The sequence below is a fragment of the Vibrio cincinnatiensis genome, assembly GCF_022113815.1.
GTDB lineage: Bacteria > Pseudomonadota > Gammaproteobacteria > Enterobacterales > Vibrionaceae > Vibrio > Vibrio cincinnatiensis_A.
This window is the reverse complement of sequence record NZ_SGOM01000006.1, coordinates 17,011-32,043: the sequence shown is the minus strand read 5'-3', so window position 1 is coordinate 32,043 and position 15,033 is coordinate 17,011. Positions and strand designations below refer to the sequence as shown.

Annotated in this window: 14 protein-coding genes; 10 read left to right on the top strand and 4 right to left on the bottom strand. The window is 45.9% G+C overall.

The window, feature by feature from the left end; translation table 11 throughout:
- Positions 1 to 212: 212 nt before the first annotated feature.
- The 5 genes from EXA13_RS09150 to nirD all read left to right on the top strand — a co-directional run bounded on the left by EXA13_RS09150 (position 213) and on the right by nirD (position 6,301).
- Entirely contained in the window at positions 213 to 1,547 is a 1,335-nt protein-coding gene (locus tag EXA13_RS09150) for a CmpA/NrtA family ABC transporter substrate-binding protein (protein WP_238133062.1), read from the top strand.
- A 98-nt stretch (positions 1,548 to 1,645) separates the two neighbouring features.
- Positions 1,646 to 2,614 (top strand): ABC transporter permease, encoded by a 969-nt coding sequence (locus EXA13_RS09145; protein WP_238132903.1) that lies wholly within the window; start codon positions 1,646 to 1,648, stop codon positions 2,612 to 2,614.
- Positions 2,615 to 2,624: 10 nt separating this feature from the next.
- Positions 2,625 to 3,452, top strand: coding sequence for an ABC transporter ATP-binding protein (locus tag EXA13_RS09140; protein ID WP_238132902.1), 828 nt, complete (start codon positions 2,625 to 2,627; stop codon positions 3,450 to 3,452).
- 15 nt (positions 3,453 to 3,467) lie between these two features.
- Complete coding sequence (gene nirB, locus EXA13_RS09135) at positions 3,468 to 5,951, top strand: nitrite reductase large subunit NirB (RefSeq protein WP_238133061.1); 2,484 nt, start codon at positions 3,468 to 3,470, stop codon at positions 5,949 to 5,951.
- On the top strand, positions 5,951 to 6,301 hold the full coding sequence (gene nirD, locus EXA13_RS09130; RefSeq protein WP_238132901.1) for a nitrite reductase small subunit NirD: 351 nt from the start codon (positions 5,951 to 5,953) through the stop codon (positions 6,299 to 6,301). The genes nirB and nirD overlap by 1 nt, the downstream gene beginning before the upstream one ends.
- A 110-nt stretch (positions 6,302 to 6,411) precedes the next feature.
- On the opposite strand, the gene bioA is transcribed toward nirD, so the two are convergent.
- Positions 6,412 to 7,701, bottom strand: coding sequence for an adenosylmethionine--8-amino-7-oxononanoate transaminase (gene bioA, locus EXA13_RS09125; RefSeq protein ID WP_238132900.1), 1,290 nt, complete (start codon positions 7,699 to 7,701; stop codon positions 6,412 to 6,414).
- 141 nt (positions 7,702 to 7,842) lie between these two features.
- On the opposite strand from bioA, the gene bioB reads away from it, so the two are divergent.
- The 4 genes from bioB to bioD are packed head-to-tail and all read left to right on the top strand — an operon-like array spanning position 7,843 to position 11,516.
- Positions 7,843 to 8,895: a biotin synthase BioB gene (bioB, locus tag EXA13_RS09120; RefSeq protein ID WP_238130781.1), complete on the top strand. Its 1,053-nt coding sequence runs from the start codon at positions 7,843 to 7,845 to the stop codon at positions 8,893 to 8,895.
- The gene (gene bioF / locus EXA13_RS09115) at positions 8,882 to 10,033 is read left to right on the top strand and encodes an 8-amino-7-oxononanoate synthase (RefSeq protein WP_430794486.1); all 1,152 of its coding nucleotides are present in this window, start codon (positions 8,882 to 8,884) and stop codon (positions 10,031 to 10,033) included. Before bioB ends, bioF begins: the two co-directional genes overlap by 14 nt.
- Positions 10,030 to 10,833 carry a malonyl-ACP O-methyltransferase BioC gene (bioC, locus tag EXA13_RS09110; protein ID WP_238132898.1) on the top strand — a complete coding sequence of 268 codons (804 nt, stop codon included), beginning with the start codon at positions 10,030 to 10,032 and terminating at the stop codon, positions 10,831 to 10,833. The genes bioF and bioC overlap by 4 nt, the downstream gene beginning before the upstream one ends.
- Positions 10,830 to 11,516 carry a dethiobiotin synthase gene (gene bioD, locus EXA13_RS09105; RefSeq protein WP_238132897.1) on the top strand — a complete coding sequence of 229 codons (687 nt, stop codon included), beginning with the start codon at positions 10,830 to 10,832 and terminating at the stop codon, positions 11,514 to 11,516. Before bioC ends, bioD begins: the two co-directional genes overlap by 4 nt.
- A 60-nt stretch (positions 11,517 to 11,576) precedes the next feature.
- On the opposite strand, the gene EXA13_RS09100 is transcribed toward bioD, so the two are convergent.
- On the bottom strand, positions 11,577 to 11,744 hold the full coding sequence (locus tag EXA13_RS09100) for a hypothetical protein (RefSeq protein ID WP_238130777.1): 168 nt from the start codon (positions 11,742 to 11,744) through the stop codon (positions 11,577 to 11,579).
- 250 nt (positions 11,745 to 11,994) lie between these two features.
- Between EXA13_RS09100 and htpX the strand changes: the two genes are divergently transcribed.
- On the top strand, positions 11,995 to 12,858 hold the full coding sequence (htpX, locus tag EXA13_RS09095; protein ID WP_238130776.1) for a protease HtpX: 864 nt from the start codon (positions 11,995 to 11,997) through the stop codon (positions 12,856 to 12,858).
- A 115-nt stretch (positions 12,859 to 12,973) separates the two neighbouring features.
- On the opposite strand, the gene purB is transcribed toward htpX, so the two are convergent.
- Together purB and hflD are read right to left on the bottom strand one after the other, a co-directional pair.
- Positions 12,974 to 14,344 (bottom strand): adenylosuccinate lyase, encoded by a 1,371-nt coding sequence (gene purB, locus EXA13_RS09090; protein WP_238130377.1) that lies wholly within the window; start codon positions 14,342 to 14,344, stop codon positions 12,974 to 12,976.
- Between the two features lie 57 nt (positions 14,345 to 14,401).
- Positions 14,402 to 15,019, bottom strand: a complete 618-nt coding sequence (hflD, locus tag EXA13_RS09085) for a high frequency lysogenization protein HflD (RefSeq protein ID WP_238132896.1) — start codon at positions 15,017 to 15,019, stop codon at positions 14,402 to 14,404.
- Positions 15,020 to 15,033: the final 14 nt, after the last annotated feature.

Here is a 15,033-nt window from a genome sequence, read left to right as displayed (position 1 = left end):
TTAACTCTTTGATTTTATTTTGAAATAATATCTGGCACGGTAATTGGATTAATCACTAACGTAAACACAACTTAATCCGCACAAAACATCAGTCATGATGATTAAAGGATGATTGGCAAAGACGCCACGGCTTATTCAAGCGGTGGCGTCTTTTTTTATGATACCGCAAAGGGAGTATGGCGATGGGATCAATTAAGAACTGGATAGGGAGCATGGTGTTAGGCTCAGTTCTGCTTGCCACGGGGGCACAAGCAAACCTTGCTAAGCCTGAAAAAGAAGATCTAAAGCTGGGATTTATTAAGCTCACTGATATGGCACCACTGGCGATTGCTTATGAAAAAGGCTTTTTTGAAGATGAAGGTTTGTATGTCACGTTGGAAGCGCAAGCCAACTGGAAAGTGCTACTGGATAGAGTGATCGATGGCGAATTAGATGGTGCACATATGTTAGCCGGACAACCGTTAGGGGCGACCATCGGTATTGGGACTCAAGCTGACATTATTACCGCTTTCAGTATGGATTTGAATGGTAATGCGATTACGGTGGCCAATGATGTGTGGCAACAGATGCAACCTTATTTGCAAAGAGATCAAGCCGGAAAGGTAGTTCATCCGATCAGTGCCAGCGCATTGAAACCTGTGATTGAGCAGTATGATCAGGAAGGTAAGCTTTTCAAGATGGGTATGGTGTTTCCGGTTTCAACCCACAACTATGAACTGCGCTATTGGCTCGCCGCCGGAGGTATTCACCCCGGTTTTTATGCTCCTCTTGCTGGCGATAATAGTGGTCGAATTCAGGCACAGGCTCTGCTCAGCGTGACACCACCACCACAAATGCCCGCCACGATGGAAGCGGGAACCATCAAAGGTTATAGCGTGGGGGAACCTTGGAATCAACAAGCGGTATTTAAAGGGATTGGTGTACCCGTTATCACCGATTATGAGATCTGGAAAAATAACCCAGAGAAAGTATTGGGGGTCTCTAAGTCGTGGGCAGAGCAAAATCCCAATACGCATATTCGGTTAGTGAAAGCATTAATCCGAGCCGCTCACTGGTTGGATGAAAATCAGAATGCGAACCGTCGTGAAGCAGTAAAAATATTAGCCAAAAGTGACTATGTGGGAGCGGATGAAGAGGTGATTGCTAACTCGATGTTGGGAACCTTTGAATATGAGAAAGGCGATGTCCGCCAGGTGCCCGATTTCAATGTATTTTTCCGCCACCACGCAACGTATCCCTACTACAGTGATGCCATTTGGACGCTCACTCAAATGCGCCGTTGGGGGCAGATCCCACAAGCGAAGTCGGATGATTGGTATCAGCAAATCGCCAAACAAGTTTATCGCCCAGATATTTATCAACAAGCAGCTCAAGCCTTAATTGAAGAAGGTCGAATTGGTGCGGAAGTGTTTCCTGATTTTAGCCAAGAAGAGGGATTTCGTGCCCCACAGTCTGATTTTATTGATCAGATCGAATATGACGGACGCAAACCCAATCAATATCTGGAACAACTCACCATCGGTCTTAAAGGTAACGACAAAGTATAAACCAGCCGCTTAGGGCGTATATCGGGTACGCTCAAGCGGTTTTTTCAGGAAGTTAATGGATAGCCCTAGTTAGAAAGGGAATCGCGAAGGAGTCAGCTATGTCGAGTAATGTAATTTCACTTATCCCTAATCGGGCTCAAGTGATGAATCGAAGTAAAATGGTGTTACTGCCATTGATTGGATTGTGCCTCTTTTTACTGGGATGGCATCTGGTTGCCAAACAGGTACAAACCTCATTAGGAACGCTGCCCGGACCAGTACAAACGTTTACTCAGTTTACTCATCTGGTGCAAGAACATGTTCAACAACGAGAGAAAGCTCAAGCATTTATTGAACGTCAGGAACAACGTAATGCAGAGACCTTGGCTGAAAATCCTCAAGCCGAAGTCAAAATTCGCCCTTATACCGGTAAAGCGACCTTTTTTGATCAGATAGGAACCAGCTTGTTAACGGTTGGTGCGGGATTTCTGTTTGCTTCTTTATTGGCGATTCCGTTGGGCATCCTGCTTGGTTTGAATCAAGGCTTGTATCAAGCGGTCAATCCGATTATTCAACTGCTTAAACCCGTCTCACCACTGGCTTGGTTGCCGATTGTCACTATGGTGGTCAGTGCCACTTATGTCAGTGACGATCCGCTCTTTGCCAAATCTTTTGTCAACTCATTGTTCACTGTCGCGCTTTGTAGCCTTTGGCCAACATTAATTAACACAGCCGTTGGGGTCACCAGTGTCGACAAGGACTTAATCAATGTCAGTAAAGTGTTGCGTTTATCGTGGTGGCAACATATCCGTACCATCGTTTTACCCTCGGCGGTTCCGATGATTTTTACGGGTTTACGTTTGTCGCTCGGGATAGCTTGGATGGTGCTCATTGCGGCTGAAATGCTGGCACAAAATCCGGGACTGGGCAAGTTTGTCTGGGATGAATTTCAAAGTGGTAGCTCAGCGTCACTGGGTCGCATTATGGTGGCAGTGATCACCATTGGTTTTATTGGGTTGTTACTCGATCGCGGCATGTTGGAGTTACAAAAACGCTTGTCGTGGAACAAACAACAAGCGCTGCGCTAAGGAGAACAGGATGTCAAAACCATTATTAGATTTAACTCAATTAGGGATGCGTTTCCCAACACCACAAGGTGAGTTTGTGGCGCTAAAAAATGTCAATTTGCCCATCCAAAAAGGGGAGTTTATTTCGCTGATTGGTCACTCCGGTTGTGGTAAATCGACGGTACTGAATTTGGTGGCGGGGCTACATACACCAACAGAGGGTGGCGTGATCTTAGAAGGGCGGGAAGTATCAGGTCCCGGACCCGAACGTGCAGTGGTGTTTCAAAACCATTCGTTACTACCGTGGTTAACGGTGTATCAGAATGTGGAGTTAGCGGTAAAACAAATAGCCCAAGGGCGAAGTAAACATTGGGTCAGAGAGCAAGTGGAACATTATTTAGCCTTGATTCAGCTTTCGCATGCTGCCGATAAGAAACCCGATGAAATATCAGGAGGAATGAAACAACGGGTGGGTATTGCCCGAGCCTTAGCCTTGCGTCCCAAAGTGTTGTTGATGGATGAGCCGTTTGGCGCATTGGATGCATTAACACGGGCCCGTTTGCAAGATGCGTTGATGGATATCCAAGCGGAGCTCAGCAACACCATCATTATGATCACCCACGATGTGGATGAAGCGGTGCTTCTCTCAGATAAGATAGTCATGATGACGAATGGCCCAGCCGCCACCATTGGTGAAGTGCTCAGCATTGATCTGCCGCGTCCGCGTGATCGGGTGCAATTAGCCGATGATGTGACCTATCAAAAATATCGTCAGTCTGTGCTGCGTTTTTTGTATGAAAAACAGAGTCATTCAGAGCCACGTAGCCTTCCGGTTGCAACGGTCGCCAAACGAGCATAAGGAATTTATAAGATGATGGAACATATTGTCATTGTCGGAAACGGCATGGTCGGACACCACTTGGTCGCTCAGTTAGTGGAAAAACAAGCGCATTTAGAAAAACGGATCACAGTCATTGGTGAAGAACGCTTTATTGCTTATGACCGAGTTCAGCTCTCTTCTCTGTTTAGTGGAAAGTCCCATGACGACTTAATGCTGAGTAGTGAAGAGTGGTATCAAAAACAGGGGATTAACCTGATCTTGGGCAGTCAGGTTACCGCGATTAATCGTGGACAAAAAACGCTTATCTTGGATGAAGAAGAGCTTATGGGCTATGACCGCTTGGTACTGGCAACCGGTTCTTATCCTTTTGTTCCACCAGTGCCCGGTCGTGAGCGAGACAACATCTTTGTCTATCGCACATTAGAAGATTTGTCTGCAATTCGGTTGGCTTGTCAGGGCGCAAAAAGTGGTGCGGTGATCGGAGGGGGATTACTGGGACTTGAAGCCGCGAATGCCCTGCGTTTGCTTGGTTTAGAGACGCATGTGGTGGAATTTGCGCCGCGTTTAATGCCAGTTCAGTTAGATGACGGCGGTGGTGCGTTATTAAAAAGTAAGATTGAGCACTTGGGTCTTAAGGTGCATACCTCCACCGTAACCGAAAAGATTATTGACGGGGAAAGTGCCAAACACCGGATGGTCTTTAAAGATGCTCCTGCGCTGGAAGTGGATGTAATTGTTTTTTCTGCGGGGATTCGTCCGCAAGATACATTAGCTCGTCAAGCTGGGTTAGAGATAGGTGAACGAGGAGGGATTGTTATTTCCGACCAATGCGTAACCAGTGATGAGCATATTTATGCTATTGGTGAATGCGCCCTGTGGCAGCAAAAGATCTTTGGCTTAGTGGCTCCCGGTTATGCGATGGCGCGAGTGGTGGCTGACCATCTGTTAGGTAGAAGCCATACCTTTAGTGGCGCGGATATGAGTACCAAACTCAAATTGTTAGGGGTTGACGTTGCCTCGATTGGTGATGCGCAGATGCAGAGCGAAGGGGCAAAAGAACTGGTGCTGCAAGACACCAATAAAGGGACGTATAAAAAACTGGTGGTCGATGAAAGCGCCACTCGGCTGTTGGGCGCAATTTTAGTCGGTGATAGCGGTGATTATGATGTTCTATTGCAAGCCTATTTGAATCAAACCGTGTTACCTGAGCATCCGGCTCATCTCTTGTTTGATAGTTCATTACTTCGTGGCGAGATGGCAGACAGCAGTGTGATTTGTTCCTGCCACAATGTCACTAAAGGGGCTTTGGTGGCGGCGATTCATGCGGGGGCAACCGAGTTAACTGATCTCAAAGCGGTCACCAAAGCGGGCACCGGATGCGGTGGTTGTAGCGGTATGGTTAAGTCGGTGTTGGATGCAGAATTGGTCTCGATGGGCATGGAGGTCAATCACCATCTATGTGAACACTTTGCTTATTCACGTCAAGAGCTGTTCCATCTTTGTCAGGTTGAGCAGATCAAAGACTTTGCAACACTGCTGCATAAACACGGGCAAGGGTTAGGGTGTGATATTTGTAAACCCACCGCCGCCTCTCTGTTCGCTTCATTGTGGAATGAACACATCATGCAGCCTGATCTCAGCGGGTTGCAAGATTCGAACGATGCCTTTATGGCTAATCTACAAAAAGATGGTTCTTATTCAGTTGTCCCACGCGTCGCTGGTGGTGAAATTACGCCAGATAAACTGATTGTGCTGGGTGAGGTTGCCAAGCGTTATGACCTATACACCAAGATCACCGGTGGACAACGTGTGGATCTGTTTGGTGCGCAAATGGAACAGTTACCTGAGATTTGGCGAACCTTGATCAATGCTGGGTTTGAAACCGGGCATGCTTATGGAAAGTCCCTGCGCACCGTGAAATCGTGTGTGGGTTCAACTTGGTGTCGCTACGGTGTGGATGATTCGGTTGGTTTGGCGATTGAGCTTGAACATCGTTACAAAGGTTTGCGTGCCCCTCATAAATTAAAATTTGCCGTGTCTGGGTGTACGCGAGAGTGTGCAGAAGCGCAGAGCAAAGATATTGGGGTTATTGCCACAGAAAAAGGTTGGAATTTGTATGTGGGCGGTAATGGCGGTATGCGGCCACGACATGGTGACTTATTCGCCGTGGATTTGAGCAAAGATGAATTGGTTATGCTGATTGATCGAGTTTTGATGTTTTACGTTCGTACCGCTGATCGGTTACAGCGTACTTCGGTGTGGCTGGACAATTTAGAAGGGGGCATCAGTTACCTTAAGCAAGTCATTGTTGAGGATTCATTAGGGGTGTGTGAACAGTTAGAAGCTCAGATGCAGCATGTTATTGATACCTATCAATGTGAATGGAAAAGTACATTAGAATCTGAGCTGAAACTGCGGAAATTCCGCCCATTTATCAATCATCAGCAAGGTAGCATGGCGCTCAATTATCAACGGTTGCGTCAGCAACGAATTCCAGCTGAGCAAGAGGAGGTGTAATGATGGAACGGATTTGTCATCTGAATGAACTCATCCCTTACCAAGGTTGCGCAGCATTGATTGGCGATCAACAAGTGGCGCTCTTTTATCTGCCCGAGTGTCAGCCACAAGTGTATGCGGTACAAAATTGGGACCCAATCAGTAAAGCTTATGTATTAAGCCGCGGAATTGTGGGGGATGTACAAGGAGTCCCTTGTGTCGCCTCCCCAATGTATAAACAGCATTTTAACTTGTTAACGGGGCACTGCTTAGAAGAGCCAGAGATTCAGATCGATTGCTGGCCTGTGGTTATCGAGCAGGGAAGGGTCTATCTGGTGGCTAATGAAGTGGTCAATGCCTTGTCGGCATAATATCCCCTTCCTATTTGCAACGCCAAGTTGTTTGGGTATCGCTGCTCAGTATTGGATATGAGAATCGAAAGCCAATCCACCGCCATGTATATACGATGGCGGTGGATTGTTTATTGCTCAACAGGTTGAAAACAATCTGGGCTCTGCAACGCAACTTCTACCGCATCGAGTAATGCTGCTATATGTTCAGGCGTACTGATATAGGGTGGCATCAAATAAATTAAGCGCCCGAAGGGGCGAATCCATACCCCTAATTCAACAAACAGGGCTTGAATGACTTCCATATTGACTGGTTGCTGAGTTTCGATAACTCCGATAGCGCCGAGCCAACGAGTCTCTTTGACACTAGGATAAGTATGAAATGTGGGTAATCGCGCAGCAAATTGCGCTTCGATCTGCGCAACTTGGGTTTGCCAGTCGCCTTGTTCGATAAGCGCTAAGCTAGCGGCTGCAACGGCGCAAGCCAGTGGATTACCCATAAAAGTTGGTCCGTGCATAAAACACTGCGCGTCACCACTACAGACCGTATCCGCGACTTGCTTACTGGTTAAGGTCGCGGCCAGCGTCATATAACCACCAGTCAGGGCTTTTCCCACACACATAATATCGGGTTCCACACCTGCATGTTGGCAGGCAAACAGTTTTCCTGTGCGGCCAAACCCCGTGGCGATTTCATCGAGGATCAGCAGTACGCCATATTCATCACATAGCACTCGAACTTGGCGTAAAAATTCAGGATGATAAATCCGCATTCCGCCCGCTCCTTGCACAATTGGCTCTAAGATCACCGCCGCAATCTGCTTGTGATGTTCGATCAATTTGTTGCGAAAATCGTCGATATCATGCTCTTGCCAGTTTTGCCAAAAACCGATTTGTGGTGAATCGGCAAAGAGATGTTCTGGGAGAAACCCTTTATATAGGCGGTGCATTGAGTTATCAGGATCGGTGACCGACATAGCAGCAAAGGTATCCCCATGATAACCGTGGCGTAGCGTCAAAAATTTTGCGCGAGGCTCTCCTTTCGCTTGCCAATATTGCAGCGCCATTTTCAGGCTTACTTCAACGGCAACTGAACCGGAATCCGCGAGAAAAATGTGTTGTAAATTTTGGGGGGCTAGCCTTAATAAACGTTGGCAGATATCAATTGCAGGCTGATGCGTGATCCCTCCAAACATCACATGTGCCATCTTATCCAATTGTTGGTGGGCGGCTTGTGTGAGTACGGGGTGGTTATAGCCATGAATAGCTGCCCACCATGAAGACATACCATCAATCAGTGGTTTTTCATCGTCTAAATAGAGATGAACCCCTTGTGCATGGCTAACGGGATAACAGGTCAGAGGTGTCAGTGTTGAAGTATAAGGATGCCAGATATGCTGGCGGTCGAACGCTAAATCCATAAAAACGTCAAGCTCAGATTTGTTTAAAAATAAACCGAGTGTAAACTCGTTTCATTTCTTTGTGTTGACAGTCTAGCGCGGCTCAGTAGACTAACCAAGCATTAAAACCAATAAAATCTGATCATCTGTTAAGGATTACCTGTGGAAGTACGTCATAACTGGACAGTGACTGAAGTGAGAGCACTGCTGGAAAAACCGTTTATGGATCTGCTGTTTGACGCGCAGCAAGTTCACCGTCATTACCACCCGCATAACCATGTACAAGTCAGTACCTTGCTTTCAATTAAAACGGGTGCCTGCCCGGAAGATTGTAAATATTGTCCGCAAAGTGCGCATTATCGTACTGATGTGGATAAAGAACGCTTGATGGAAGTGGAACGTGTTTTAGATGCAGCACAAAAAGCGAAGCAGTCCGGTTCGACTCGTTTCTGTATGGGGGCGGCATGGAAGAATCCGAAAGCGCGTGATATGCCGTTACTGAAAGAGATGATCTCAGGCGTGAAAGATATGGGGTTAGAGACCTGTATGACCCTTGGCATGTTAACGCCTGAGCAAGCCAAAGAGCTCGCGGGGGCTGGGCTAGATTATTACAACCATAACTTAGACACATCACCTGAATTCTACGGCAATATTATTACCACACGGACTTATCAAGATCGGTTAGACACCTTGTCTCACGTGCGAGAAGCTGGGATGAAGATCTGCTCTGGTGGGATTATTGGTATGGGAGAAACTACTCATGACCGTGCTGGGTTATTGGTGGAGTTAGCCAATTTACCGACTCAACCGGAAAGTGTGCCAATTAATATGCTAGTGAAAGTGCAAGGTACACCGCTGGAGACGGCTGAGGATGTGGAACCGTTTGACTTTATTCGCTTAATTGCGGCTGCCCGCATCATGATGCCGAAATCCGCAGTACGGCTATCGGCTGGTCGAGAGAAAATGAACGAGCAGATGCAAGCACTCTGTTTTATGGCCGGAGCTAACTCTATTTTCTATGGCTGTAAGCTATTGACTACGCCAAATCCAGCGGAAGATAGTGATATGTTGCTCTTTAACAAATTGGGGATTAATCGTCAGCACATCGCACAGAAACCCGATGAAGTGACCGAGAATGAGTTGCTCGATCAAGTTGTTGAGCGTGTAGCTGCTCGTCCTACTGCCGATGATCTTTTTTATGATGCCACCGTTTAACTCTCGTATTCAGCAGGCATTATTGGAGCGAAAACAGCAAAATGGTGCGCGTCAATTGCAACCATTACAGGGTGGTAATCAGCCTCATATTCAGTTTAATGAGCAAGCGTATCTCAATTTTTCCAGTAACGATTATTTAGGACTGGCGACGGATAAGAGCTTGATTCAAGCGTGGCAGCAAGGTTTGAGTTTATACGGCGCTGGAAGTGGTGGCTCTCCTTTGGTGACGGGGTTTTCCGTCGCGCATGAGCGGCTGGAGAAAACGTTGTGTGACTGGTTTGGCTATTCACGAGCTATTTTATTTGGTTCGGGTTTTAGTGCTAATCAAGCGTTACTGTTCACCTTGTTAGCTAAAGGGGACATACTCCTGCAAGACAAGCTTAACCACGCATCGCTTATGGAAGCGGGGCTGCTGTCTCCGGCAACCATGAAACGCTTTAAACACAATGATTTTCTACATCTGGGTCAGCTATTACCTGAATCGGCGGCATGCTTAGTAGTGACAGAAGGCGTTTTCAGTATGGATGGGGATTGCGCGCCACTGGCTGAGATTTATCAGCAGATAAACCAGCGTGCTTGGTTGATGGTTGATGATGCGCATGGTGTTGGCGTGTTGGGGGTGCACGGACGAGGTAGCTGTGAGCAAGCGGGGATCTGGCCTGATATGTTATTGGTGACGTTTGGTAAAGCTTTTGGTTTATCTGGTGCGGCGATTCTTTGTCGTGATGAGGTGGGGGATTACTTAACCCAATTTGCTCGGCACCATGTCTATTCAACCGCTATGCCACCAGCACAAGCGCATGCAATTACTCATGCGGTCAGTATGATTCAACAACAAGCTTGGCGGCGCGATAAATTGGCAGAACTTTCCGCCACTTATGAGGAAGCGTTGCAGAAAGTGGCGGGATTTATACCCAGTCAAACGCCGATTAAGCCTTTGATATTAGGGGAGAGCCAGCGTGCAGTGAGAGTTGCGCATCAATTGCGTGAAAATGGCATTTGGCTGACTGCGATTCGCCCACCTACGGTCGCTCAAGGCTATGCAAGATTGCGTATTACCTTGACTGCCAACCATTCCGTTCCACAAGTAAAAAAGATGACCCAAGCTTTAATTGACACCTTGGAGAGACACGGATGATACCAGCGATGAGTACCGTGCTTTATGAGCAAAATGATAAAACGGCGATTGCGCAAGCGTTTAGTAAAGCCGCTGCTCGTTATGATCAGCATGCGGCTTTTCAACGAGATGTTGGATTACGATTACTGAATAAATTACCGCAGCAATTGGATGGATGGCGTATTCTTGATCTAGGATGTGGGACCGGTTATTGCTCTCAAATATTACAATCGAGAGGGGCAACCGTTGTGTGTGTTGATCTCTCCTCCGCCATGTTGCAGCAAGCTTATCAACGCTGTGGTAGTGAGCGCATGAGTTATTTGCAAGCCGATGGAGAAGCGCTGCCTTTTGCTTCTTTCGAATTTGATGCGGTGTTTTCGAGCCTAGCTTTACAATGGTGTGACAATTTAGCCTGTCCATTGACAGAAATTTATCGAGTGCTAAAACCGAGGGGGCAAGTTTACCTCTCAACCTTATTAGAAGGGTCACTGATTGAGTTGCAACAGGCATGGCTAAAAGTTGATTCATATCAACACGTCAATCGCTTCACGACGGTCAATCAGGTAAAAATTGCGTTAGCGCAAGCTGGTTATCAAAAAATTCACTTAGACTTACCTTCAATAACAGTATGGTATGAAAGTGCTTTCTCTTTAATGAGAGATTTGAAAGGGATTGGTGCGAATCATGTTCCTGGTCGTGCACAAGGGTTAACTCGCCGCCATACGCTCGCTCAGGTAGAGCAGGCATATCAAGTGTTTCGTAACCATCATGGTCTTCTACCTGCAACATATCAGGTTTGTTTAGGGGTTTTACATCGATGATAGATGCATTATTTATTGCGGGTACGGATACCGATGTGGGCAAAACAGTGGCTTCAAAGGCCATTCTTCAAGCCTGTGCTGAAAAAGGGTTATCGACCATTGGCTATAAGCCAGTTTCAGCTGGGTGTGAAAAAACAGAGCAAGGTTTGCGCAATGATGATGCACTGCATTTATTGCAAGCTGCAACAGAAAAAATGCCTTATGAGGATATTAATCCTTACGCGCTAGCACTGCCGACTTCACCACATATTGCAGCAAAACACGAGCATCAAGTGATTGATTATTCCGTGCTGAGTGAAAAATTGGCGAAATTAAAAGCGCAGGCCGATGTAGTATTAGTTGAAGGTGCTGGTGGTTGGCGTGTGCCCATTTCTGATACTGAAAGCCTTTCAAGTTGGGTTCAACAAGAACAGCTAGCAGTGGTTCTTGTTGTTGGAATTAAATTAGGCTGTTTAAGCCATGCGTTATTAACAGTTGAATCCATCAAGGCAGATGGTCTGAATCTGATCGGGTGGGTGGCAAACCGTGTTAACCCTGGCACTGAACATTATGCCGATATTATTTCACTACTTGAGGCTCGTATTGATGCACCTAAATTAGGTGAAATTCCTTATATGCCGAGTGTGAAGTGCCGTGAATTAGGGAAGTTTATTAATCTTTCTCCTTTACTTGAGAGGGAATGACTGGCTGTTTTTTTGAGTTAAAAAGAGAAGGGCTGCATTACGCAGCCCTTCTTTATTCGGCTATTTCTCTTGAGATAAACCCACTAAAGAGTGTGGAGTATTCACGATTTGAGAAGGAATTGTTTGCTCTGTGCTTAACCCTAACTGCTGTTTTGCTTCTTCTTCACTTAAACCTAGGTGACAACGCAGTAAGTCAATTGCCATTTGGTAGTTATTTGCTTCAGCCATGCTCGTTTCCTTTGCTGAGAATTAACGTTCTTTTAACCTTTAGCAATGTAGTCTCTTTATCTCTGAGCCTCAATAAGACTAAAGTATAAAGTCAGACTGCTCGGATCAGTCGGTTTTAATTAGACATTAAATGTTGCAATTTATCCGTTAGCCTTGAATATTCAATCGATGACATTATGTATTAAAATACCCCCAGCTGAAGGATCTTCATTCAGCACTAATTAAATAAAATCCTATTCGGAGAGAAGTAATGAAGCGAGTATTGTTATTCTTGGCAACAAACTTAGCCGTAGTGCTGGTTCTTAGCGTTGTTTTGAATATTGTTTATGCCGTAACAGGTATGCAGCCGGGTAGTCTGTCTGGCCTATTGGTTCTGGCCGCTGTATTTGGTTTTGGCGGTGCATTCATCTCACTTCTGATGTCAAAGGGTATGGCGCTCCGTTCGGTCGGGGGCAGAGTGATTGAAAGCCCACGTAACGAAATGGAACACTGGTTGGTCCAAACCGTTCGTCGCCAAGCAGAGCAAGCGGGTATTGGTATGCCAACGGTTGCTATTTATGATGCTCCTGACATGAATGCGTTTGCGACAGGTGCAAAGCGAGACGATTCATTGGTCGCGGTTTCTACCGGGCTTTTACATAATATGACCCGAGATGAAGCGGAAGCCGTATTAGCCCATGAAGTCAGTCACATCGCTAATGGTGATATGGTCACCATGACATTAATGCAAGGGGTAGTGAATACCTTTGTCATTTTCTTATCTCGTTTTATTGCCAATATTATTTCTTCACGTAATTCAGACGAAGGTGAAGGGAGTAATATGATGGTTTATTTTGCGGTTTCGATGGCGCTTGAATTAGTGTTTGGTTTCTTAGCAAGCTTTATTACCATGTGGTATAGCCGTCATCGTGAGTACCATGCGGATGCCGGTGCGGCACAATTGGTGGGTCGGCATAAAATGATCGCGGCATTAGAGCGGTTAAAAATGAGCCATGAGCCTCAACTTGAAGGATCTATGATGGCATTTGGCATTAATGGAAAACGAACCATTACCGAACTTCTAATGAGTCATCCTCCATTGGATAAACGTATCGAAGCATTGCGTCAAGCATGATCTTAAAGCGTACTCGCCTTGTGCTGGTACTCTTTTTTCAACGCAGTAAATCCTGCGCGATTTCACACATAAAACAAAAGGGCCATACGGCCCTTTATCATAAAGATAATAATATTCAGAGCTGATCAGTGAGTTCGATAGCGTAGCCAATATAGCTGGCTGGCGTCATCTGCTTTAGGCGCTCTTTTTCTTCTGGTGGCAACTCTAGCCCATCAATAAATTGACGCATGGCTTCACCATCTACTCGTTTTCCACGAGTTAATTCTTTGAGTTTTTCATAGGGTTTTTCAATGCCATATCGGCGCATCACCGTTTGAATTGGTTCGGCAAGCACTTCCCAGTTTTTGTCCAACTCAGCGAGTAGTGCATCACGATTGACTTCTAGCTTGCTAATTCCTTTTAAGGTTGAGGAATAAGCGATCACAGCATAACCGACCCCCACGCCTAAGTTGCGTAGAACCGTTGAGTCTGTTAGGTCACGTTGCCAGCGAGAAATCGGTAGTTTTTGTGCAAGGTGAGTGAAAATAGCATTTGCTAAACCTAAGTTACCTTCCGAGTTTTCAAAATCAATCGGGTTAACTTTGTGCGGCATGGTGGAAGAGCCAATCTCTCCAGCAATGGTTCTTTGTTTAAAGTGACCCAGAGCGATGTAACCCCAAATATCACGGTCGAAGTCGATCAGAATGGTATTAAAGCGGGCAATCGCATCAAACAACTCAGCAATGTAATCATGAGGTTCAATCTGAGTCGTATAAGGGTTCCAGGTTACCCCTAATGATTCGCAAATAAACTCTTCACTGAATTTGTGCCAATCTACCTCTGGATAAGCCGAAAGGTGAGCGTTGTAGTTACCTACAGCACCATTAATTTTAGCTAAAATTTCAATGTTGGCGATTTGCTTATATTGGCGTTCCATACGGTAAGCCACATTCGCCATTTCTTTACCCATGGTGGAAGGTGAAGCAGGTTGGCCATGGGTACGAGAAAGCAGAGGAATATCACGATATTCTTCTGCCAATTTGCGAATCGCATCAATGATATTGCGGATCTCTGGGAGGATAACTGAATCACGAGCTTCTTTAAGCATGAGCGCATGAGACGTGTTGTTAATATCTTCGGATGTACAAGCAAAATGGATGAACTCATTAATTGCATGAAGCTCAGGAACTTCAGCCACTTTTTCTTTTAAGAAATACTCAACCGCTTTCACATCATGGTTCGTTGTGCGTTCGATATCTTTGATACGCTGTGCGTCTTGTTCGTTAAAATTTTCGGCTAGTTGATCAAGAAATTGATTTGCTTGCGCACTGAGTTGTGGGACCTCAGTAATTGCTGCAGTAGCAGCCAGCTTTTGTAGCCAACGAATTTCAACAATAGTTCGGTACTTTAGGAGACCATATTCACTGAAGATACTACGTAACGCAATCGTTTTACTTCCGTATCGGCCATCTACCGGTGAAACAGCAGTCAATGCTGACAGTTCCATGTTCTTCTCCTGGAGTTTGAGTTAAATGTAAAAGTGAGTGAAGTGGACCTCGAGCCTTTAAAGTCTTGCTAATAGCAATTGAGCTTGCTCGATCATCTTTTTACGACCAAAAATCAAATGGCGGCGTCGGCCACCAACCTGACGCCAAAGTACCGCACAGCGTATACCAGAAAGTAGTAATGCTCTGACCTTATGCTGATTGGCGGTTTGTTGTAATACGGTAGGGGTTCCTGTGACTTGAATACGAGGACCAATAGGGCTAATCACATCCAGATAGACGCTGGCAAGGTTACTGATCATCGTGTCATCAAGGAGATCAAAATGTGCCACTTGACGTTCTAAGGTTTGCAGGCGATCGCCAAGTTGTGCCATGGAGTCCCGACGACTATTCAGTTTACGTTCTAAGGCCATTAAACTGATGATATAGCGTGTCATTTCATTGCCTGCTGGAGTGCTATCAATACCGTTGACTAAACTTTCAAGGCCAACTTTTAGGTTGACCTCATTGCCAAATACATCCAGCGTACTACTGGGGTTTGTGTTCAGTATGGCTTGGAGTGAAGTGGCAAACGCGTTGGAATCACAGCGACCATCTCTTGCGACTTGTTGAACCAAAGCAACGGCTTGGCAGATCCCAGCAAAGGCGATAGTGCGATCATAATTAGTGTTAGCCACGTAAATACTCCTAA